The sequence below is a fragment of the Brachybacterium huguangmaarense genome, from assembly GCF_025725725.1.
Classification (GTDB): domain Bacteria; phylum Actinomycetota; class Actinomycetes; order Actinomycetales; family Dermabacteraceae; genus Brachybacterium; species Brachybacterium huguangmaarense.
Window position 1 is genome coordinate 508,660 of record NZ_CP107020.1, and the last position, 21,248, is coordinate 529,907.

A 21,248-nucleotide genomic window follows, 5' to 3' on the forward strand; every position below is an offset into this window, starting at 1 on the left:
CCCCTGCAGAAGGCGTGGACGAGACACCGGTGCCGACACGCGCAGCCCGCCGCGCACGCACGTCCCTCAGACGAGCAGGGACAGCACGAAGCACCAGCCGCAGGTGAGCGCGAGCAGCACGAGGCTGGGGACGATCGAGGCGCGGAGCACCTCGCCCTCGCGCCCGGGCAGCCCCACGGCACCGGCCGCGATCGCGATCGACTGCGGGGAGATCACCTTGGCCGCAGTGCCCCCGGCCGTGTTCGCGGCGACCAGCAGCGCGGGGTCAGCGCCGATCCCGGCCGCCGTCGAGACCTGCAGCGGTGCGAACAGGGTGTTGTTGTTGACCACGGACCCGGTCAGGAACACCCCGATCCAGCCGATGATCGGGGCGATCAGCGGGAAGAGGGAACCGGTGGCGGCGAGGGCGATACCCATCGAGGCGGTCGCCCCCGAGTAATTGGTGATGTCGGCGAACATCAGGATCAGGGCGATCAGCGCGATCGCGCTGCCCAGCGAGCGCACGGTCCCCACCAGCTCGCCCAGCAGCCTGCGCACGGACAGGCTGGGCGCCGTCAGGAACGTGACGATCACCGCCAACAGGATCGCCGTCCCGGTCGCCGCGAGCGGGCCGAAGCTCCAGGTCGAGTCGACCACCGTCCCCGATGCCGTGGTGATGGCCCCGGTGACGCCGGGGATCGGCACCGCGAACACCGTCGGGGCCAGCGCGCCCGTGGCGAACAGGCTGTTCACCACGGGCAGCGACCACAGCAGGATGAAGGCGGTGAGGATGTAGAACGGGCTCCAGGCGATCGCGACCTGCTTGAGGGTGGGGGCGTCCTGGGCACCGGCCGCGGGCGTGCCCACCTCGTCCGCGCGTTCGCCGCGGTCGATGCGCCGCGGGGACCACACCCGGCTCAGGGCCATGATCGACAGCATCGCCGCGAGACCCGCACCGAGGTCGGCGAGCTCCGGGCCCAGGGTCCATAGGATCCCGGCCTGCACCGCGTTGAAGACCACCGTCACGACGAGGGCGGCCGGGAAGGTCTCCCGCAGCCCGCGCACCCCGTCGAGGATGAAGACCAGCAGGAAGGGCACCAGCAGCGTCGGCGGCTGGAGCAGCAGGACGAGCGCACGAGAGACGTCGAGCGTCTCGAGTCCGCTCACCTGTGCACCGACCAGGACGGGGATGCCGATGGCGCCGTAGGCACCGGCCGCGAAGTTCGCGACCAGGGAGATCATGGCGGCTCGCACGGCGCCGAAGCCGAGCTGGACCAGCAGGGCCGCACAGATCGCGATGGGCACGCCGAACCCGGCGGCGCCCTCGAGGAACGCGCCGAAGGCGAAGCTGATGAGGAGCACCTGGATGCGCCGGTCCGGGCTGATGCTGCGGATCGAGCTGCGGATCACGTCGAAGCGTCCGCTGACCACTGCCAGGCGGTACAGCCATACCGCCATCACGATGATGTAGCCGATCGGCCAGATGGCGGTCAGCAGGCCCATCAGGCCCGCCCCCGCAGCTGACCCTGCTGGCATCCCGAAGACGGCGAGCGCGATCACGCACTCGACCCCGAGAGCGATCAGGGCGGCGGTGATGCCGGAGAGCTTGATGACGACGAGGCACAGCAGGAACACGAGGATCGGGATGGCGGCCACGAGCGCGGAGAGCACGAGGTGGTCGAGGGGATCAACGTTCTGGGTCCACATGCGAACTCCTGGGGATCGGTTCGGAAGTTCACGGCCATGTGCTGGCAGGGGGTGGGGCGGTACCGCTCGGACGATCGCCACGCGACGCAGGATCATCCGTGGACGGAGTCTCCCACAGTCCACAGCTCAGATCGCGGTGCGCACACCTGTCGACCCCTGGGCGCGCGGGGCACCGAGGGTGCGACGGCTTCGGTCAGCCCCGGGCGTCGCCGACCCGCCGCTCCGTCCGTCGACGAGCTCCTCGAGGATGCCGACATACCGTTCGGCGAGACGCGACCGCTCGGCCTGCTTCATGACCCAGTGCCGGCCGTCGCCGCGCGGGACGAGACGGGAGCGGTCGGCGGCGAGGCCCTCCCAGAAGTCCACGAGGGCGTCGAGGTCTCCCGGGGGCACGACGTCTCCCGCCCCCGAGGTCTCGATGATCGCGGCGCTCTCGCCGCGCAGGATCCCAGTCACGTGACGGCCGGTCGCGAGCGCCTCGTAGAGCTTGGAGGGGATGGTCCAGTCGAAGGGCTCCCACGCGGTGAGCGAGACGATCACGGAGTCGGCCCATGCATAGTGCTGGACGAGCTCACTGGGCGGCACCCTCCCGCTCACGATCACGGGGGCGTCGAGAGCCGCGGCGAGGTCGGCCAGGGCCCGCGCATGGGCGCCGTGCCCGATGAGGCGCACGGAGATCGGGACGCCGCGGCGTGCGAGGACGGCCGCGGCGCGCACCACGAGGTCGAGCCCCTGGGATCGCCCCAGGTTGCCGAGGTAGACGCAGCGCAGCTCGTCGTGTTCGCCCGTCGTGTGCGGCTCGAACCACGGCACCCGCGAGGTGTCGGTGCCATTGCGCACCACGTGCACGGGCTCCAGTCCGCGCTGGCGCAGGATCTCGGCGAAGGCGGCGGTGGTCGTCACGACGGCGTCGGCGCGCCGCTGCAGGGCCGTGACCCGCTCGTGGACGAACGCCTTGGCGGCCGAGACGCGGCACCCGCGCTGCGAGGCGGGCCCGACGAAGGTGACGAGGTCCGGCCAGGCGTCGCGCATCTCGACGACGAGCGGGATCCTCCACAGGGCGGCGATCGCGTTGCCCGCGACGAGCGTCTCGACCGCGGGGGCCGTCGCCACCACGATGTCCGGGCGGAGGGCGCGCCGACCGAAGCGGGACACCGCGCGGCACAGCGAGTCGACCGACGTCACCGCGTGGTCGAGGCTGCGGGTGAGGATGTCGCCCCGGTGGGGCAGGTAGCGGGCGCGGACCACGAGCTCCCCGGCCGGCCCGCGATCCGCAGTCCCCGGTCGGTAGCGCTCACGGTCCTCCGCGGCCACCCGGCCGGCGGGATAGTGGGGCGGGGGCGCGATCACGGCCACGTCGTGCCCGGCCTCGTGGAGCGTGCGGACCACCGAGTTCCACCGCCGCTGCGGGGCGCCGTGCTCGGGGTGGTAGTAGTGCGACAGCAGCAGGACCCTCACGGCGCGGCCTCCGCGGCGAGCGCGCGTCGGGCCGCGGCGAGCGCGTCGGGCTCGAGGTGGGCGGTGGCCGGCGCGGCCATGGCCGTCGTGCGCACCCGGTCACGGGAGGCCGCGACGCGGACCCGGCCGGGCGCTGCCGGCGAGAGCATGTCGAGGGGGATCACGGCGTCGTGATCGGCGAAGGGACCGAGCGCGACGCTCACGGCCGCGAGCTGCCCGGTGCGATCGACGAGGTAGACGTCGAGCACGCGACCCACGCGGCGCCCGTCCTCGTCCTCGACGGTCGCCGACGCGATCGTGCGCGGGTCGAGCGCGGGGGCGCGCGACGGGAGGCCCGGTCTCGCCGAACCGCCCACCTGCGCCGCGCCGCTGTCCATCACCGCTCGAACACGACGGCCATGGGGGTCTGCTCGCGTCCCTGGCCCAGCGGGTTGTCGGCGAACTGCAGCTCGTAGTGGGTACCGCTGTGCGGGGCCGCCTTGCCCAGGGTGTTGCGGCCGATGTCGTTGGCGTCCATCACGACGGTGCCCGTGAAGGACTCCCGCCACGCCTGCGGCACGGCCGCTCGGACCACGTCGTTCAGATGCCGGGCGACGAGGTCGGGATCCTTGGGCGGCAGCTTGGCCGACACGTTGGCCGGGTAGACCGAGTACTCGGTGGGCCCGTCGATCGCGCGCACGTTGCCGCCGACGACGTGGTAGAACCAGCCCTTGCGCCGCAGCACCTTGCCGGCGGCCCCGGCCGCGGAGGCCGCGATCACACGGGGCAGACCCGCCTCCTGGATCGCGAGCTGCATCGTCACGGGGTCGCCGAGGCCGATGCCCGCGGGCGTGCGCGCCACGTAGCGCGAGAGGTTCTGGGCCCACCACGTGGGCTGGACGTCCCACACGAAGTAGGAGCGGCCCTGCATGATCGCGATGATCTTCTCGGAGATGGTGAGGTTCCAGGGCTTGCCGACGGTCGCGGCACGATGGTCCTCGGCGTCGGGGCCGTCGGCTGCGAGCTCGGCGTCGAGCGCGTCGAAGAACCCGGACACGTAGCGCGTCACCTCGGCGTCCATGTCGGAGTCCGCGGCGAACTTGCCGGTCTGCAGCGGGTAGCGCCGGGCGATCACGGGGGCGGCGGAGCGCGGGTCGCGCACCTCGAGGTCGAGCTTCTTGCCGGGGTTGGCGGCGAGCGGGGGCTTGGGCTCGGGCTCGTCGAAGCGGCCGTGGTCGTCCTGGCCCTCCCACGCGTCGTCGGTTTCGTCGGAGGCCTCGCGCGTCGGGTCGTCGACGCACTCGCGCATCCACAGCTCGAGGTTGAGCAGGCGCCAGAACACCTCGTCGCCCCCGGTGGTGCGGCCCGCGACGTGCGCCTCGAAGGCCTCGAGCACGGCACGCTGGTCGCTCCAGGGGCGACGGGCGAACTGCTCGGAGCGGAACACCTGGTGGAGGGTGCCCTTGAGCCGCGACAGCCACTCGTGCTGGTCAATGGGCGCGATCCGCTCGGGCTCGGTGGCGACGGCGCGCGGCGCGGCCAGCGGCGCGAGCGGGGCGAGCACGTCGCCGTCGGCGCCGGTGGACTGGGCGAGCACGGAGGCGACCTCGGGGTCCACGAGCGGGAGCGCGAACGCGAGGCCGAAGCGCTCGGCGTTGCGCTGGGCGGCGACCACGGCCGCGGTGTCGCGGGCGGAGGCCGGCTCGGAGGCGAGATGGCCGGCGGCCGCGGTGTCCTCGAGGAAGGCGCGGGCCAGGAGCGCGTCGGCCGTGAGCGCGGTGCGCCCGCGCGCGGCGATCCGCTCGCGCACCGCGCCGAGCGCGGAGGCAGGAGCCGCGACGACCTCGGGGGCGGACGAGGAGCCGATGAGGCCCGCACCGCGCGGCCCGCTCGCGTCGAGCACGAGCGCCGCGGTGCCCGTCTCGTGCGCGACCTCCCGCAGAGCGCAGTAGTGGGCGTACACCCCGAGGCCGCCGAAGGGCTCGGCCTGGGTGCGCACGAGATCGCCGAGGTCCTTCTTGAAACGGTCGGTGGTGGGGCCGACGGTGCGCAGCGCGGCGCCGACGGACTCGGCCGCCACGGCGGCGCGGGAGGCGCCGCCCGTCTCGGCCGAGGAGTCCTGGGCGCGGGTCGAGCCGGCCCGCACGCGCACGGCCCGCACGGAGTCGTCATCCTGCGGTGCCGCCTCGCCGGGTGTCGCCTCGTCGGTCGTCCGCGCAGGGCGGGCGCCGTCGACGGCGGCGAGCAGGGCGGCCGAGGCGAGGTCCTCACCGAGCACGACCGTCGGCGCACCCGCGGGCGCGTCGGACAGCGACCGCTCCACGGCGCCCTGCACGGCGCGGGCGAGCGGCACCGAGGAGGCCGGGGTGGCGGGCTCCGGGCGGAGGCGGTCGACGGAGCCGTCCGCGGCGATGCGCATCTCGTCGCCGGCGCGCAGGCGCAGGACGCCGTCGAAGAACGTGGAGGGGGCCGAGGCGACGTCGTCGCCGCGCAGATAGGCCAGGACCACGCCGTGGTGCGGCGCGATCGGGTGCCCCTGGGCGGCGAGACGGCGCACGAGCCCGCCCAGCTCGGTGCCCCAGACGACCGCGTCGTCGAGCACGGCCAGGTAGAGCTGCGGAGCGGCGGCGCCGGTGCGGGCGGCGACGATCGTGCCGTCCTCGCGGCGCTCGAGGCGAAGCCCGGCGGGCAGCTCGGGGGCGGCGTCTCCGGCAGAGCTCAGCGCGATCGAACCGGCGGTCTCGGACATGGGCGGTCCCTCCATGGAGCGGGGCCGGCGCACGCCGGCCGGGTCGAAGAGGGCGCCCGCGGCGGGCGCCCCGGTGTGTCAGCGCAGGAGCATCTCGATCAGGCGCAGGTAGTCGGGCCCGGCGACGCCCGCGCTGCTGGGCTGCACGGCGCCGATCGTGGCCTCGCGGGTGATCAGCGGGATCCGCATGGAGATCAGCAGGCGCCCGGCCCACGCGAGGTCGAGGCCCTCGACGAGCTCGCCGCGCGCCTCGAAGGCCCGCAGCACGTGCTCGGCGATGTGCTCGTACACGCGGCGCAGCCGGATCAGGCGTAGCCGGCACGGGAAGTCGGGGGCGATGGCCTCGGTGCTCAGCACCGCGAACAGCAGCATCTCCTGGGAGTCGGTGACGAAGTCGCCCTTGACGATCTTCTCCAGCCGCTCCGTGGTGATGGTGTCGAACGTGTCGATGTGGTCGATGACGTGCTGGGCGTGGCCCTCGAGGTCGTCGATCACGGCGTCCAGGAGCGCGTCCTTGGACTTGAAGTGGTGGAGCATGCCGGGGTGGGAGATGCCCACCTTGCCGGAGATGTCGCGCAGGCTCGTGCCGCGGTAGCCGCGCACCGCGAACAGCTCCGAGGCGGCGTCGAGGATCTCCCGCCGACGACTGCGACCGCCGACCTCCGTGGGCGCCATCTGCCCCGACACGGCGTCGAGCGTCGAGATCGCGTGCGCGATCGGGTCCATCGGCGCGACCGGCGGGGATGTCGCCTCCTGGAGCCCGAGCACGTCGCCGGCCCGGTCGCTCAGAACGGTCTCAGGAGCGGCTGGACCGGGCTCGGATCCCTCGAGGGGGCGGGGAAGTGTCGTCATGGCGGTCTCACTGTAGCCTGCGCCGTCAGCGCGCGACGCCCATGCGCCCGGGCGCCGCGCATCGAACGGCGACGGTCACGCGGCCCGGGCCCCCGCGCGCAACGAGCGCCCGACGATCTCGGCGATCTGGATCGCGTTGAGCGCGGCGCCCTTGCGGAGGTTGTCGCCGACGGCGAAGAGGATGAGGCCGCGCCCGTCGGGCACCGAGGCGTCCTGGCGGATCCGGCCGACGAAGGTGCCGTCGCGTCCCGCCGCGGCGAGCGGGGTGGGCACGTCGGCGAGCTCGACGCCGTCCGCGGCCTCGAGGAGCCGGCGCGCCTCGTCCGGGGCGATCGCTCGGTCGAACTCGGCGTGGATGACGAGGGAGTGACCGGTCACGACGGGCACGCGCACGCACGTGCCGGCGACCGGCAGATCCGGGATGCCGAGGATCCGGCGCGACTCGTTGCGCAGCTTCTGCTCCTCGTCGGTCTCCTCGGAGCCGTCGTCGACGATGCTGCCCGCGAGCGGGACGACGTCGTACGCGATCGGCGCGGCGTACACCTCGGGGGCGGGCAGGGCGGCGGCGGAGCCGTCGACCGCGAGCGCCTCGATGTCGTCGGCGCCGGCGCGGATCTGCGCGGCGAGCTCCTGGACGCCCTTGACTCCGGAGCCGGATACCGCCTGGTAGGTCGCGACCACGAGCCGCGTCAGGCCCGCGGCGTCGTGGAGGGCCTTGAGGGCGGGCATCGCGGCCATCGTGGTGCAGTTGGGGTTGGCGATGATGCCGCGCGGGCGGTCCTCGATCGCCTCGGGGTTGACCTCGGAGACGACGAGCGGCACCTCGGGGTCCTTGCGCCACGCGGAGGAGTTGTCGATCACGACGGCGCCGGCGTCGGCGAAGCGCGGGGCCAGGCGCAGGGACGTCGAGCCACCGGCCGAGAAGATCGCCACGTCCACGCGCTGGCCCTCGGAGGTCAGGTCGGCGAGCTCCGCGTCCTCGACGAGCACGTCGCGACCGGCGAACGAGACGGTCGAGCCGGCCGACCGCGCCGAGGCGAAGGCACGGATCCGCGAGTGCGGCACGGCGCGCTCGGCGAGCAGGGCGAGCATGACGCGGCCCACCTGGCCGGTCGCGCCCACGACCCCGATCACGGGGCCCTCGGGCGTGTAGCCGGGGCCCTCGGCGGTGGCGCGGTCGACGGGGGCGGTGCTGGTCTCGGTCACGGGAGCCTCCTGGGGAAGCGGGCGGTGGACGGGGGTGGCGGGCGGAGCCGGGTCGGCGGGTCGGCGGGTTCCGAGTCGATCATGCACCCGGCGACGCCGCCCCGTCAGCGGCCGGTGCCGCCGTAGACGACGGCCTCGGCGGCGTCGGAGTCGAGGTCGAAGGCGGTGTGGATGGCGCGCACGGCGTCGTCGAGACGGTCGATGTCGGTCACGACCGAGATGCGGATCTCCGACGTCGAGATCATGTCGATGTTGATGCCTGCCTCGCCGAGCGAGCGGAACAGGGTGGCCGAGACGCCCGGGGACTGCCGCATGCCGGCGCCGACGAGGGAGACCTTGCCGATGCGATCGGTGTAGCGGACCTCGGAGAAGCCGACCTCGGCCTGCGCGGCCTCGAGCGCGGCGAGGGCGCCGGCGGCGTCGGACTCGGGCAGGGTCAGGGAGATCGCGACCGTGTCGTTCGTGGTCGAGGTGTTCTGCACGATCATGTCGATGTTCGCGCCGGTCGACGCGAGGATGTCGAAGATGCGCGCGGCCTTGCCGGGCATGTCGGGCACCTCGACCACGGTGATCTTGCCCTCCGAGCGGTCATGGGCCACGCCGGAGATGATCGGGGCCTCGAGGCCCTGCTCGTCGATGTCGTCGGGCACGGGGGCCTCCTCGGGGTCGGTGGTCGCGGACGGGGCCGCGTCGGAAGTCGTGGTGGCGGCCGCGGGCATGGTGCCGCCGGAGCCGGCCGGGGCGGCAGCGGCTGCTGCTGCTGCTGCTGCGTCGACGGTCGGTGCCTGGGTGGCACCGGGCAGGATCGGGGTGCCGCCCAGGTCGGCCACCGCGCGGATCGGCAGGGTCAGCTCGGGGTCCACGGGGATCTCGCGGTCGGGCTCGTCGGACACGATCGTGCCGATGCGGCCGCTGAAGGAGCTGCGCACGTGCAGCGGCACGCCGTAGCGCCGCCCGTACTCGACGCTGCGGACCATGAGGATCTTGGCGCCGTGCGCCGCGAGCTCGAGCATCTCCGCGCACGAGACGACGGGGACGCGTCGGGCCGCGGGCACGACGCGCGGGTCGCCCGTGAAGATGCCGTCGACGTCGGAGTAGATCTCGCACACGTCGGCGTCAAGCGCGGCGGCGAGCGCGACGGCGGTCGTGTCGGAGCCGCCGCGACCGAGCGTCGTGATCTCCTTGGTGCTCCGCGAGACCCCCTGGAACCCGGCGACGATCGCGACGTGTCCGGTGTCGACGGCCTCGCGGATCCGGCCCGGGGTGACGTCGAGGATCATCGCCTTGCCGTGCGTGGTGTCGGTGATGAGGCCGGCCTGGGAGCCGGTGTAGGCGCGCGCCGAGACGCCGAGGCTGTTGAGGGCCATCGACAGGATGGCCATCGAGATGCGCTCCCCCGCCGTGAGCAGCATGTCGAGCTCGCGCGGCGGCGGGTTCTCGGTGACCTGCTCGGCGAGGTCGATGAGCTCGTCGGTCGTGTCGCCCATCGCCGAGACGACCACGACCACCTGGTGCCCGGCCTTCGCGTACAGCGAGATCCGCTGGGCGACGCGCAGGATGCTCTCGGCATCCGCGACGGAGGATCCGCCGTACTTCTGGACGACCAGGCTCATCGGGGGTGGGCTCCTTGCGATGGGTCCGGGCCGTGGCGGACGCCGTCCGCTCGCCGACCCGGAGCGGGGCCGGGTGCTGCCGGGCCCCGGTGACTCGGGTGAGCCCGAGCGCGCCGGGCCCGGTGGTCCGCGCAGAGACCACCGCGCTCAGTCTACGAGCGGGGGCGCGGGACCCCCGGCCGCGGTTCGGCATGCGGGACCGGGGCGGGGCTGCGGCGAGAGGGCGCGGCGTGTGCCGGGGACGGTGCAGTCCCGGCGCGGCTCACGCGTCGAGGGGACGTCCCAGCAGCCAGTTCACCTCGTGCAGGAGCAGCGCCACCCGCTCGGGGGACTCGAACGCCCGCGCGTCGTGGCCCAGGGAGTCGTAGACCGTGCGCACGCCGCCCGCCGTGTTCACCCAGCTGGTCGGATGCTCGACGCCCGCCTCGAGCTGGGTCGTGGTGACGACGACCCCGTCCTCGGGGGCCAGCAGCGTGTACCGCTCGTCGTCGACGGGGATGTCGGCGAGCCCCTCGGTGAGGGGGTGCGCGCCCGGGACCACGCGGAAGAGGGCCGGCGACCGCGGGGGATGGTAGGTCGTGCCGCGCACCCAGCGGCCGCCGATGATGCGCGGCCACGCGGGATCGTCCAGGAACGCGTTGATGCCCTGGTGGTGGGCGAGCAGCGGGGCGCCGGAGAAGACGTGGTCGTGGAGCGCGCGGTGGAACGGCTGCCAGTCCTCGTCCGTCCCGTCGAACTCGGGGTCGACGCGCCCCGTGCCGCCGTTGACCACGAGGAGGTCGTGCGTCCGGGCCGCGATCAGCTCGGCCGTGCTCGGGAACAGGGAGGCGACCGTGGCCTCGAGGCCGTGGGTCTCGAACAGGCGGGCCAGCAGGTGCGAGGTCGCCGCGTGGTCGTGCCAGGGGTCCTCGTAGCGGCCCCGCCCCGCCAGGACGAGCACCCGTGGCCGGGCCTCCGGGCTCGACGTCATCGCTCTGTCCTCCCTTCGGGCCGCGCGCGGGCCGCTCGACCACCGAGCCGTCGCTGCGGCCCTGGTCTAGTATCGCAGTCACCCGCCTGACCTGCGGCGATCGTCCCCGAGGAAGCTTTCAGGGAGCTGTCGGTCCACCCACGCGGCGGCCTGCACCGGCGTCGCGACCGACCGAGGAGTGCCCGTGACCGACCGCCCCACGATCGTCCTCTCCGTGCTCGACGACTATCGCGACCGGTTCTTCGACCCCGCCGCCGTCCGGCGTCTGCGGGACCTGGGCGAGGTCGTGCTCGACTCGGACCCCGCCGCGCACGCGACGCACGAGAGCCTCGCCCTGCTGCGCCGCGCCGACGTGCTCGTGACCGGGTGGGAGACGGGGCCGGTCGACGCCCTGCTCGCCGCCGGCGCCCTGCCCCGCCTGCGGCTGCTGACCCATGCGGGCGGATCCGTGCGCGGGGTGGCGGGCCCGGAGGTCTTCGACCACGGCGTCCGCGTGAGCTCGCAGACCCAGCTCAACGCCGAGCCCGTCGCCGAGTTCACCCTGGCCATGATCATCCTGGCCGCCAAGAACGCCTTCCGGGCCCGGGACGACTACCGCCGTGAGCACGCGAGGCCGGACCTCACGGGCCCCGCGTACCGGACCATCGGGCTCTACGGCGCGACGATCGGCATCATCGGCCTGTCGCGGATCTCCCGGCGCGTCATCGAGCTGCTCCGGCCCTTCGCCTGCACTGTGCTCGTCGACTCCGCCCACCTGACCGCTGCCGAGGCGAGCGCGCTCGGGGTGCGGGCCGCGAGCCGGGAGGAGGTGCTCTCCACCTCGGACGTGATCTCCCTGCACTCGGCCTCCACGCCGCGCACCCGTCACATGCTGGGCGCGCAGGACTTCGCGAGGATCACAGACGGCGCCACCTTCATCAACACCGCACGCGGCGCGATCTGCGACGAGGACGCCCTGATCGCCGAGCTCCGCACGGGCCGGATCAGCGCCGTCCTCGACGTCACCGATCCCGAGCTCCCCCACCCCGACTCGCCGCTGTGGACGCTGCCCAACGTCGAGCTGTTCCCGCACCTGGCAGGGTCGATGGGGCGTGAGCTGCACCGCCTGGGCGACGGCGCCGTGGACGATGTCGCCGCCTTCCTGGCGGGGCGGCCCGTCGCGGGCGAGTTCGGACCGGAGGAGTACGGGGGCCGGGCCTGACGCCGGGGCGGGAGGTCAGCGGCAGGAGCACGACGGGCACGGGGCAGGAGGCGCAGGGGTTGCGGTACCGCGCCTCCCGGCCCCGACACAGCCCGTTGCCCGGCGCGTCAGCCCCGGGCGCTCACCCGGGCGATGATCTCGGCGTTGAAGGCGTCGAGGTCGCCGGGGTTGCGGCTCGTGGTGATCCCGCCGTCGGTCACGACCTGCTCGTCGACCCACTGGGCGCCGGCGTTCTCGAGGTCGCTGCGCAGCGAGGTGTAGCTGGTCAGGCGCGTGCCCTCGACGAGCCCCGCCTCGATGAGGATCCACGGGGCGTGGCAGATCGCGGCGATCGGCTTGCCGGCGCTCGCGAACTCCTGCACGAAGCGCACCACGTCCGTGTCGACGCGCAGGGCGTCGGCGTTGAGGGTGCCGCCCGGCAGCACGACGGCGTCGTAGTCCGCCGCGCTCGCGCCGGCGACGGGCCCGTCGACCTCGAAGTCGCGGCCGCGGTCCCAGTCCCCCTGCAGAGCGGTGATGGTGCCCTGCTCGGGGGAGAGCAGCCGCACGGTCGCCCCCGCGTCCGAGAGGGCGGAGAGCGGCTGGGCGAGCTCGGGCTCCTCCACGCCGCGGGTGGCGACGAGGGCGATGGTGCGACCGGTCAGTTCAGCCATGGTGGACCTCCTGTGCTCGGGCGCCGCTCCGGCGGGCTCGTGGCCGGGCCCGGGCGGCGCGCATCGGTGGGCCCCGAGGTGTCCGGGGCGTCGCTTCCACCGTAACCAGAGTCCCCGTGCCGGCCCAAGGGGTCGACCAGCAGGTCGAGGACCTCCGTGCGGGCGGGGAGGGTGCAGGAGAAGGTAGTCATATGGTCGAGCGGCCACCGTGAGGGACTCGGCTGACCATATGACTACCTTTTCCGACCACGTCCTGCCGCTCGCCCCGAGGAGCCGGTCAGCTGCAGCAGGTCTCAGGCCTTGCTGCCGGTCGAGGCGCGGTCCTGCTCGCGGCGGCTCTTCCTCCAGGCGCGCAGCCCCTCGATCGCCATGGGGATCACCGACAGCGCGACGATCAGCAGCACGGCGATCTCGAGGTTGTCGCGGATCGCGGAGACACCGCCCAGGAAGTACCCGAGGACCGTGATGAGCACGACCCACAGCACCGCGCCCACGGCCGACCACGTGAAGAACACGCGGCGGGGCATCTGCCCGACGCCCGCGACCACGGTGATGAAGGTGCGCACGACCGGCACGAAACGCCCGATCACGAGGGCACGGCGCCCGTACTTGTCGAAGAACGCGATGGTCTGGTCGAAGTACTTGCGCTTGATGATGCGGCCGTCGCGCTCGTACAGCCGGTGCCCGGCGGCGCGGCCGATCTCGTAGCCGACGACGTTGCCGGCGACCGCGGCGATCATGAGCGTGACGAGCGACAGCCCGAGGGGCTGATGGAGCTGGCCCGAGTGGGAGAACATCCCGACCGCGAACAGCAGCGAGTCGCCCGGCAGGATCGGGAAGAACAGCCCGCACTCGATGAACACGATGACGTGCGAGAGCCACCAGAAGGCGTCCCCGAAGCGCTCCAGCAGCTGGGCCGGGTCCATCAGCAGGTGGATGAGGTCCATGGAAGTCCTGTTCGGCTCGGGAAGCGGCGGCCGGTGGCGTGCGGCCCCGTCCATGGTGCTCTGCGCCGGCGCGCGGGGGCCAGTCCAGGTGGCACACCGCTCACGTGATCCCCGCGGTCCCCGCACGCCCTACCTGCTCCTGCGCACCCGGGCGACGACCCGGCACACCCCGTAGAGGAGGAACGAGATCGTCGTGATGTACGGGCTGATGGGCACCGAGCTGCCCGCGGCCAGCAGCACCCCGCCCACCGAGGCCGTGAGCGCGAAGACCACGCTCAGCAGACACATGGTGAGCGGCGAGGCGGTGATCCAGCGGGCGGCCGCGGCGGGTGTGACGAGCAGCGACAGCACGAGCAGCGCGCCCACGATCTGCACCGACACCGCGACCGCGAGTCCCAGCAGGAGCATGAACGCGATCGACAGCGCGCCCGTCCGCACCCCGCGCGCCGCGGCGACGGCCGGGTCGGTCGACGCGAACAGGAGGGGACGCCACAGCGCGAGCAGGGCGACGATCACGATCACCACGATGATCACGAGCGACGTGATCCGCGGGGTGTCGATCGCGACGATCTGGCCCGTGAGCAGCCCGAACTTGTTCGCCGCGCGCCCCTGGTACAGGGCAAGGCACAGGATGCCGAGCCCGAGCCCGAAGGGCATGAGCACCGCCGTGATCGAGTTGCGGTCGCGGGCCCGGGAGCCGAGCGCGCCGATCGCGAGCGCTGCGAGCAGCGAGCCGATGAGCGACCCGGGGACCACCCCGATGCCCAGCAGCAGCCCGGCCGAGGCCCCCGCGAAGGACAGCTCGCTGATGCCGTGCACGGCGAAGGCCATGTCCCGCATCGTCACGAACACGCCGATCAGGCCGCCGACGAGGCCCAGCGCGACGCACGCGATGATCGAGTTGCGCAGGAGCGGCAGCAGCTCGCCGTAGTCGGAGAAGTCGATGATGCGGGACAGGTAGTCCGAGAGCTCCGCGGCGGTCATCGCCCTCCTCCCGTCGTGGCGAGCGGGTCCGGCGCGTCGTCCGCGTGGTGGGGCACGTGGTCGGGTGCTCCCACCACGAGCACGCGCCCACGATGGCGGATCACGTCCACGGGCGCGCCGTACAGGTCGGAGAGCACGTCCGAGCGCAGGACCTCGTCGGGCGTGCCGATGCGGAACCGGGCGCCCGCGATGTAGAGCACGCGGTCGACGGCGTCGAGCACGGGGTTGATGTCGTGGGTGACGAACAGGACGCCCAGGTCGAGCTGGCGCCGGGCGTCGTCGACGAGGTCGACGACCATGCGCTGATGGGTGAGGTCGAGCGACAAGAGCGGCTCGTCGCACAGCAGCAGCGAGGGGTCGGCGGCGAGTGCCTGGGCGATGCGCAGGCGCTGCTGCTCGCCGCCCGAGAGGGTGCCGACGGGCGCGTCGGCGTAGCGCTGCGCCCCGACCGCCTCGAGCAACCCCTCGATGCGGGCGCGCCGCGTGCGCGAGGGCAGCGGCAGACCCCAGCGATGGCCGTCGATGCCGAGCCCGACGAGGTCGCGGCCCCGCAGCGGCACCCCCTCGTCGGCGAGCGTCTGCTGGGGCACGTAGCCGATGCGCCGGTCGCCGCGGCGCACGGGCGCCCCGAGGAACCGGACCGTGCCGGAGGTCAGCGGCTGCTGTCCGAGGATCGTCTTGAGCAGCGACGACTTCCCGGAGCCGTTGGCCCCCAGCACGGCGATCACCTCACCGCGATGCACGTCGAGGTCCAGGCCGTGCCACAGGGTGCGCTCGCCGAAGCGGAGCGTCGCCGAGCGCAGCGACAGGACCGCCTCGGCGGACTCGGTCCCGCTCACTTGCCGAGCGCGTCGCCGATGGCGCTGAGGTTGTCGCTCATCCAGGTCACGTAGTCCTTGCCCTCGGGCAGGGTCTCGGTCACGCCGACGACGGGCACGCCGTTGTCCTTCGCGGCCTTGAGCACGGCGTCGGTCTGCGGCCCGGCGGTCTGCTCGTTGTAGGCCAGGAGGTCCACGGACTTGTCGGTGAACAGCGTGAGGGTGTCGTTGAGGACGGCGGCGGGGACGTCGTCGCCCTCCTCGATGGCCTCGCTGAACTCCTCGGGCGTCTTGTTGACGAGCCCGATCGCGTCGAGCATGTAGAGCGGCACGGGCTCGGTGATCGCGACGGACTTGCCGTTGTCGCTCGCCTTGAGGTCGGCCTCGGTCTGGACCAGCTCGTCGATCTTGGCGTTGAGGGCCTGCGCGTTCGCCGTGAAGGTGTCCTTGTGCGCGGCGTCCGCCGCGCCGAGGGCGTCGGCGATCGCGTCGACGACCTTCTTGACGGTCGGGAAGTCGTACCAGACGTGCTCGTTGAGCTCCTCGCCGGCGCCGGCGGTGTAGCCCGAGATGTCGACGGCGTTGAGCACGGTGGCCGAGGTGTTCTTGGCCGAGGTGAGCATGCGGTCGATGAAGTCGTCGTAGCCGCCGCCGTTCTCGATGACGATCGCGGCCTTGGACAGGGCGAGCTGGTTGCGGGTGGACGCCTCGTACTCGTGCGGGTCGGCGTCCGGGTTGGAGATCAGGGAGGTCACGTCGACCTGCTCCCCGCCGACGGTGGCGGCGAGGTCGCCCCACACGTTGGTGGACGCCACGACGGTGATCCCCGAGCCGGAGCCTCCGCCGTCGCTCGCTCCCCCGGCGTCGGACGAGCCGGACGCGGTCGAGGACGACTCACCCGAGGAGCACGCGGCGAGCGTGAGCCCGACGGCGGCCGAGGCGGTGGACAGGAGGAATGCTCTTCTTCTCATCAGGGCAGCTTTCTGGACGAACGTGTGCGCGGCGAGGACCACCGCGCGCAACCCTTATGATACTCATTCTCAAACGATGTTGAGACCACGGCAGGGTGCCGTCCGTGTCTGATCGATGACAGTCGTCAGCGCAAGGGGCACCGGGGGGCCGGGGCGGGCGCTTCCGGCCAGTCCGGTCCCGTCGCGCTCACCCGGCCCCGTCCCGTCGGCCCGGTCACGTCTGCGGGGGCTGGCCAGCCCGGTCATGCCCGACCCGCCCGGCCCGGTCAGCTGTCGCCGGGGGCCTCCCCGTCGTCGCCCGGCACATCCTGCTCGATCTGGGCGAGCCAGGCCGCGGCCGCGGCGTCCGAGGGCATGCGCCAGTCCCCTCGCGGGGAGAGCGAGCCGCCCGCGAGCACCTTGGGCCCGTTGGGGATCGCCGAGCGCTTGAACTGGTTGGCGAAGAACCGCCGCACGAAGACCTCGAGCCAGTGCTTGATCTCGCCGCGCGAGTAGGCGCGCCGGTCCTCGACGGGGTACCCCGAGGGCCAGTCCCCGAGGTCGACGTCGCCCCAGGCCTGATGGGCGAGGTAGGCGATCTTGGCGGGGCCGTAGCCGCGCCGCAGCACGTGGTAGAGCGTGAAGTCGTGCAGGGCGTAGGGCCCGATCGAGTCCTCGGTGGACTGCGCCTTCGTGCCCTCCTGGTGAGGGATCAGCTCGGGGGTGATCTCGGTGTCCAGCACGGCTTGCAGCACCTCGCCGGTCGCCGCGTCGAAGATCCCCTCGCTGATGACCCAGCGGATCAGGTGCTGCATGAGGGTCTTGGGCACGCCCGAGTTCACGGTGTAGTGGGACATGTGGTCGCCCACGCCGTACGTGCACCACCCCAGGGCGAGCTCGGACAGGTCACCCGTCCCCACCACGATCCCGCGGCGCTGGTTGGCCAGACGGAACAGGTAGTCGTACCGCACGCCGGCCTGGACGTTCTCGAAGGTCACGTCGTAGACCGGTTCGCCGTCGCCGGCGGGATGGTGCATGTCCCGCAGCATCTGCAGGCACGTGGGGCGGATGTCGATGGTCTCGAAGCTCGCGCCGAGGGCCCGCGCCAGCAGCTCCGCGTTCGAGCGCGTCTTCTCGGTCGTCGCGAAGCCGGGCATCGTGTAGGCGAGGATCTCGGAGCGGTCCCGCCCCAGCAGGTCCATCGCACGCGCGCACACGATCAGCGCATGGGTCGAGTCCAGGCCGCCGGAGACGCCGATCACCGGGCGCGAGCCGCCCGGGCGGTCCCCGCCGATCTGCTGCAGGCGCCGCACGAGGCCCGCGACCTGGATGGAGTAGGCCTCGTAGCAGTCCTGGGCCAGCAGCGCCGGGTCGTCGGGCACGAAGGGGAAGCGGTCCTGCGGGCGGCGCAGCGGCCCGGTCTCCAGAGCCGGTCGCTCGCGGCTGACCTCGTGGTGCTCGAGGTGTCCGACGTTCGGGCCGTCGTCGGTCGAGACGCCCGGGTCGACCTGGGCCCCGCCCGGCTCGTGCGCCAGCAGCAGCGCGTGATGGGTCATGACGTCCTGGTCGGCGCCCAGGGTGCGCCGGTTGTCGTCGAACGTGCCCTGGCGCCGACGCTCGCCGACGATGCGGTCGAGGTCGACGTCCACGATCGTGGCCGCGGAGCCGCGCGGGAACCGCGGGGACTCGCCCAGCAGGTCCCCGCACTCGTACACGAAGGTCTGCCCGTCCCAGGCCAGGTCGGTCGTGGACTCGCCCTCCCCCGCCGCCGCGTACGCATAGGCGGCGAGGCAGCGGCTCGCGGCGCTGCGGGCCAGCAGCTGCCGATCGGCGGCCCGGCCGATGGTGATGGGCGACCCGGACAGGTTGACGAGCACGGTGGCGCCGGCGAGCGCGGCCTCGGCCGAGGGCGGCACGGGCACCCACATGTCCTCGCAGATCTCGATGTGGACCACGAGTCCCGGCACGTCGTCGACCGCGACCAGCTGGCGCACGCCGAAGGGCACGCGCTCCCCCGCCGCGCCCGCGCCGCGCAGGGTGAGGGTCTGGCCGATCACGTCGTCGCCCGGCGCGTACCAGCGCCGCTCGTAGAACTCGCGGTAGGTGGGCAGGTTGGCCTTGGGCACCGCGGCGATGATGCGTCCGCGGTGGATCATGACGGCCGCGTTGTAGACCCGGTGGCGCCATCGCACGGGGGCGCCGACCACGATCAGGGGGAACAGCTCGCGGCTGGCCTCGACGAGGGTGCCGAGCGCTGCCTCGACCGCGTCGAGCAGCGGCTCGGCGAGCACGAGGTCGTCGAGGCTGTAGCCGGTCAGGGAGAGCTCGGGGAAGACGGCGAGCCCGACGTGCTGCGGCTGCAGGTCGCGCAGGACCTCCAGGTGGCGCTGGGCGTTGCTCGCGGGATCCGCGAGGGCCACCGGCAGGGTGACGGCGGCGACGCGCACGAAGCCGTGGTCGTAGATCGAGGTCGACGGGTGGGGACCGGTCGGCGGGACGGGCCGCACGGCGCCCTCGGAGTCCGGGGTGGTGGTCACGACCTCAGGGTACTGGGGGCACGTCCCCGGGGCGGGAGCGGTGGGTGTCTCGCCCGGGCGTCACGCCCAGGGGCGGCAGGGCCGGGGCGGCAGGGATAGCGCCGGGCACGCCGGGCACCACGCCGGGGCCGGGCACGGTCGGCTCCGTCGCCTCCACCATCTCCTCCACAAGCTCTTCTCGGTCTCTCCCCCGGTTCTTCCCGGGTTGCGCGCCGGGCAGGACGTGTCGTGTGACACGATGCGTCGAGGGCGCCGCCCGCGGCGACCGGCGGATGCCGCAGAGCCGCGCCACGACTCGACCTGAGGGGACTCCCATGACGACGCAGGATCCGATGCACCCCGAGCAGGCGGGGCAGCGGGTGTGCCGCGACTACGCGTACTCGCCGCAGCCGCCGACGGGCGATCACGGCCCCTCCGGACGCGCCGACGCGCAGAACCCCGCCGGGCACAACCCGCAGGAGCCTCCACGCGAGGTGGCGCCGACGCCGGGCCTGGCCGGTCCGCGCCCGCAGGTCCCCACGCCGCCCGGCGCCTGGACCGCCGGCGCCGAGGCCGCCCCCGGAACTCCGGCAGCGCCGGGGGCGTCCCCGCAGACGCCGCAGGAGCCCGGCATCGTCGTGGACCGGGTCTCGCGGGCCTTCGGCGCAGTGCAGGCGGTCGCCGGCATGAGCCTCGTCGCCCCGCGCGGGGCCGTGACCGCGCTCGTCGGCCCGAACGGCTGCGGCAAGTCGACGCTCATGCTCATGCTCGCCTCGCTGCTCGCCCCCGACTCCGGCACGGTCCGGATCTGCGGCATCGACCCCCTCGTCGACGCCGCGGCCGTGCGCACGAAGGTCGGGTGGATGCCCGACCAGTTCGGCACGTGGGACTCGCTGCGCGTGCAGGAGGTGCTCAGCGTGGTGGGCGGCGCCTACTTCATGCCGCGCGAGCAGATCGCCCAGCGCACGCCCGAGCTGCTCGCCGAGCTGGACCTCGAGCAGCTCGCGACGCAGCGCGCGCACGTCCTCTCGCGCGGACAGAAGCAGCGCCTCGGCCTCGCCCGCGCCCTCATGCATCGCCCCGAGGTGCTCGTGCTCGACGAGCCCGCCTCGGGCCTCGATCCGGCCTCGCGGCGCAACCTCCAGCGCATCGTGCGGGAGTTCGCCGCGGCCGGCGGCACCGTGCTCATCTCGAGCCACATCCTGTCCGAGCTCGAGGAGATGGCCGACAACGTCGTCTTCATGGACCACGGCACGCTCGTCGACCAGTCGAGCGTGCGGGACCTCGCGCGGCGCGTCCAGCCGTGGCGCATCGAGTCCCTCGACGCCGCGCACCTGCGGACGGCGCTCGAGCACGTCGGCATCACCGGGATCCCGGTGACCGAGGCCGAGCGCACCGTGAGCGGACACGCCGAGGCCGTCGTCCTCGTGTCCGACGAGTCGCAGGCCGCGCGCCTCGTGTCCGACCTGGTCGCCGCCGACGCGCGGGTGGTCGTCTTCGCCCCCGCCTCCGGCCGCCTCGAATCCGCCTACCTGTCCACCGACGCCGGTCGCCGCAAGGGAGCCCTGTGATGAGATTCCGTCCCCGCGCCATCGCGCTCGTCGCCGGTCTCGAGCTGCGCCAGCGTGTGCGCTCGATCCGCTGGTACGTGGCCCTCGGCATCTGGTTCGTGTTCCTGCTGGGCATGTCCGCGCTCATCACGGTCGCCATGCTGTGGATGACCGGCGACCCGTCGAGCGCGATGCCGGGGGCGACCGTCGCCGCCATCGTCTTCAGCTTCTCGGTCCTCCTGCTGATCTTCGCGATGCTGCTGGTCATCCCGGCCCTCGCCTCGGGCGCCATCAACGGCGACCGCACCGCCGGGACCCTCGCGACCCTGCAGGCCACGCTCCTGTCCCCGCTCGAGATCGTGGTGGGCAAGGTCCTCGCGGGATGGGCGACGGGCCTCGCGTTCCTGGTCGCGGCGCTGCCGTCGATCGTGCCGTCCGCGCTCATCGCCGGCAACTCGGTGTTCTACCTCGCCCGGGTGATCATCGCGATCGCGTTCATCACGCTGTGCATCACGGCTGTCGGGGTGGGGCTGTCGTCCCTCACGTCGCGGCAGCTGGGCTCCGTGGTGCTGTCCTACCTGGTGGTGCTCGGCACCACCGTGATCCTGCCCGTGGTCTACGTGTGCACCCTGCCGATGCTGTCGACCACGCGGGAGGTGACCGTCTACGAGGCCGAGTACGGGCCCGTGGGCGGGGGCGACGAGTTCGACGAGGTGAGCTGCCAGAAGTCGGTCCAGCAGATGCCGATCGTGCGGACCGACCTCACCCTGCCGCTGCTGTGGGTCAACCCCCTCGTCATCGTCTCCGACATGGCGCCGATCCCGAAGAGCGGGGTCGTCGACTCCTCGCCGGGCACCGTCGACGCCCTCGTCCTGATCGGCACCGGCGTGCGCTACCTGGCCCATCCGACCGATCCCTCGCACTTCGTCATGTGCTACGACACGAGCATCCCCGGCTATCCGACGGATCTGGCCTCGCCGACGTCGATCCCGGTGTGGCCCTTCGGAGCGGCGCTGTACCTGGTCGCGGGGGCCAGCGGCATCGCCGTCGCGACCTGGCGGATCCGCACCCCCATGCGGCGCGTGGGAGCGGGGACGCGGATCGCGTGAGCTGTGC

Annotated in this window: 17 protein-coding genes; 3 read left to right on the top strand and 14 right to left on the bottom strand. The window is 73.2% G+C overall.

What is annotated here, in order from left to right; translation table 11 throughout:
- Window positions 1–66 precede the first annotated feature (66 nt).
- The 8 genes from BRM3_RS02295 to BRM3_RS02330 all read right to left on the bottom strand — a co-directional run bounded on the left by BRM3_RS02295 (window position 67) and on the right by BRM3_RS02330 (window position 10,513).
- On the bottom strand, window positions 67–1,686 hold the full coding sequence (locus BRM3_RS02295; RefSeq protein ID WP_263594495.1) for an L-lactate permease: 1,620 nt from the start codon (window positions 1,684–1,686) through the stop codon (window positions 67–69).
- Window positions 1,687–1,812: 126 nt separating this feature from the next.
- Window positions 1,813–3,144 (bottom strand): glycosyltransferase family 4 protein, encoded by a 1,332-nt coding sequence (locus BRM3_RS02300; protein WP_263594496.1) that lies wholly within the window; start codon window positions 3,142–3,144, stop codon window positions 1,813–1,815.
- A complete protein-coding gene (locus BRM3_RS02305) occupies window positions 3,141–3,521 on the bottom strand; it encodes a PRC-barrel domain-containing protein (protein WP_263594497.1) in 381 nt (126 codons plus the stop codon). The genes BRM3_RS02300 and BRM3_RS02305 overlap by 4 nt, the downstream gene beginning before the upstream one ends.
- Entirely contained in the window at window positions 3,521–5,872 is a 2,352-nt protein-coding gene (locus BRM3_RS02310) for a hypothetical protein (protein ID WP_263594498.1), read from the bottom strand. Before BRM3_RS02310 ends, BRM3_RS02305 begins: the two co-directional genes overlap by 1 nt.
- 78 nt (window positions 5,873–5,950) lie before the next feature.
- Window positions 5,951–6,724: a TetR/AcrR family transcriptional regulator gene (locus BRM3_RS02315; protein WP_263594499.1), complete on the bottom strand. Its 774-nt coding sequence runs from the start codon at window positions 6,722–6,724 to the stop codon at window positions 5,951–5,953.
- Between the two features lie 75 nt (window positions 6,725–6,799).
- Window positions 6,800–7,930, bottom strand: coding sequence for an aspartate-semialdehyde dehydrogenase (locus BRM3_RS02320; protein ID WP_396127023.1), 1,131 nt, complete (start codon window positions 7,928–7,930; stop codon window positions 6,800–6,802).
- Between the two features lie 104 nt (window positions 7,931–8,034).
- On the bottom strand, window positions 8,035–9,543 hold the full coding sequence (locus BRM3_RS02325) for an aspartate kinase (protein ID WP_263594500.1): 1,509 nt from the start codon (window positions 9,541–9,543) through the stop codon (window positions 8,035–8,037).
- Window positions 9,544–9,805: 262 nt separating this feature from the next.
- Window positions 9,806–10,513 (bottom strand): ThuA domain-containing protein, encoded by a 708-nt coding sequence (locus BRM3_RS02330; protein ID WP_263594501.1) that lies wholly within the window; start codon window positions 10,511–10,513, stop codon window positions 9,806–9,808.
- A gap of 184 nt (window positions 10,514–10,697) precedes the next feature.
- Here BRM3_RS02330 and BRM3_RS02335 point away from each other — a divergent pair, with 184 nt between their 5' ends.
- Window positions 10,698–11,714, top strand: a complete 1,017-nt coding sequence (locus BRM3_RS02335) for a hydroxyacid dehydrogenase (protein WP_263594502.1) — start codon at window positions 10,698–10,700, stop codon at window positions 11,712–11,714.
- 107 nt (window positions 11,715–11,821) lie between these two features.
- On the opposite strand, the gene BRM3_RS02340 is transcribed toward BRM3_RS02335, so the two are convergent.
- The 6 genes from BRM3_RS02340 to BRM3_RS02365 all read right to left on the bottom strand — a co-directional run bounded on the left by BRM3_RS02340 (window position 11,822) and on the right by BRM3_RS02365 (window position 18,573).
- Window positions 11,822–12,367 (bottom strand): type 1 glutamine amidotransferase domain-containing protein, encoded by a 546-nt coding sequence (locus tag BRM3_RS02340; protein WP_263594503.1) that lies wholly within the window; start codon window positions 12,365–12,367, stop codon window positions 11,822–11,824.
- 293 nt (window positions 12,368–12,660) lie between these two features.
- Window positions 12,661–13,314 (bottom strand): DedA family protein, encoded by a 654-nt coding sequence (locus BRM3_RS02345; protein WP_263594504.1) that lies wholly within the window; start codon window positions 13,312–13,314, stop codon window positions 12,661–12,663.
- A gap of 129 nt (window positions 13,315–13,443) precedes the next feature.
- Window positions 13,444–14,298: a metal ABC transporter permease gene (locus BRM3_RS02350; RefSeq protein ID WP_263594505.1), complete on the bottom strand. Its 855-nt coding sequence runs from the start codon at window positions 14,296–14,298 to the stop codon at window positions 13,444–13,446.
- Window positions 14,295–15,137: a metal ABC transporter ATP-binding protein gene (locus tag BRM3_RS02355; protein ID WP_263594506.1), complete on the bottom strand. Its 843-nt coding sequence runs from the start codon at window positions 15,135–15,137 to the stop codon at window positions 14,295–14,297. Before BRM3_RS02355 ends, BRM3_RS02350 begins: the two co-directional genes overlap by 4 nt.
- A complete protein-coding gene (locus tag BRM3_RS02360; RefSeq protein WP_318152454.1) occupies window positions 15,134–16,129 on the bottom strand; it encodes a metal ABC transporter solute-binding protein, Zn/Mn family in 996 nt (331 codons plus the stop codon). The genes BRM3_RS02355 and BRM3_RS02360 overlap by 4 nt, the downstream gene beginning before the upstream one ends.
- 224 nt (window positions 16,130–16,353) lie before the next feature.
- Window positions 16,354–18,573, bottom strand: a complete 2,220-nt coding sequence (locus BRM3_RS02365; protein ID WP_263595374.1) for an NAD(+) synthase — start codon at window positions 18,571–18,573, stop codon at window positions 16,354–16,356.
- 344 nt (window positions 18,574–18,917) lie between these two features.
- Here BRM3_RS02365 and BRM3_RS02370 point away from each other — a divergent pair, with 344 nt between their 5' ends.
- Window positions 18,918–20,153, top strand: coding sequence for an ABC transporter ATP-binding protein (locus BRM3_RS02370; protein WP_263594507.1), 1,236 nt, complete (start codon window positions 18,918–18,920; stop codon window positions 20,151–20,153).
- The gene (locus tag BRM3_RS02375) at window positions 20,153–21,241 is read left to right on the top strand and encodes an ABC transporter permease (protein ID WP_263594508.1); all 1,089 of its coding nucleotides are present in this window, start codon (window positions 20,153–20,155) and stop codon (window positions 21,239–21,241) included. The genes BRM3_RS02370 and BRM3_RS02375 overlap by 1 nt, the downstream gene beginning before the upstream one ends.
- Window positions 21,242–21,248 lie beyond the last annotated feature (7 nt).

Coding starts and splice junctions, on each gene's coding strand:
- BRM3_RS02295 (WP_263594495.1), bottom strand. CDS start 1,686: ATGTGGACCCAGAACGTTGATCCCCTCGACCACCTCGTGCTCTCCGCG.
- BRM3_RS02305 (WP_263594497.1), bottom strand. CDS start 3,521: ATGGACAGCGGCGCGGCGCAGGTGGGCGGTTCGGCGAGACCGGGCCTC.
- BRM3_RS02310 (WP_263594498.1), bottom strand. CDS start 5,872: ATGTCCGAGACCGCCGGTTCGATCGCGCTGAGCTCTGCCGGAGACGCC.
- BRM3_RS02315 (WP_263594499.1), bottom strand. CDS start 6,724: ATGACGACACTTCCCCGCCCCCTCGAGGGATCCGAGCCCGGTCCAGCC.
- BRM3_RS02325 (WP_263594500.1), bottom strand. CDS start 9,543: ATGAGCCTGGTCGTCCAGAAGTACGGCGGATCCTCCGTCGCGGATGCC.
- BRM3_RS02330 (WP_263594501.1), bottom strand. CDS start 10,513: ATGACGTCGAGCCCGGAGGCCCGGCCACGGGTGCTCGTCCTGGCGGGG.
- BRM3_RS02340 (WP_263594503.1), bottom strand. CDS start 12,367: ATGGCTGAACTGACCGGTCGCACCATCGCCCTCGTCGCCACCCGCGGC.
- BRM3_RS02345 (WP_263594504.1), bottom strand. CDS start 13,314: ATGGACCTCATCCACCTGCTGATGGACCCGGCCCAGCTGCTGGAGCGC.
- BRM3_RS02350 (WP_263594505.1), bottom strand. CDS start 14,298: ATGACCGCCGCGGAGCTCTCGGACTACCTGTCCCGCATCATCGACTTC.
- BRM3_RS02370 (WP_263594507.1), top strand. CDS start 18,918: ATGACGACGCAGGATCCGATGCACCCCGAGCAGGCGGGGCAGCGGGTG.
- BRM3_RS02375 (WP_263594508.1), top strand. CDS start 20,153: ATGAGATTCCGTCCCCGCGCCATCGCGCTCGTCGCCGGTCTCGAGCTG.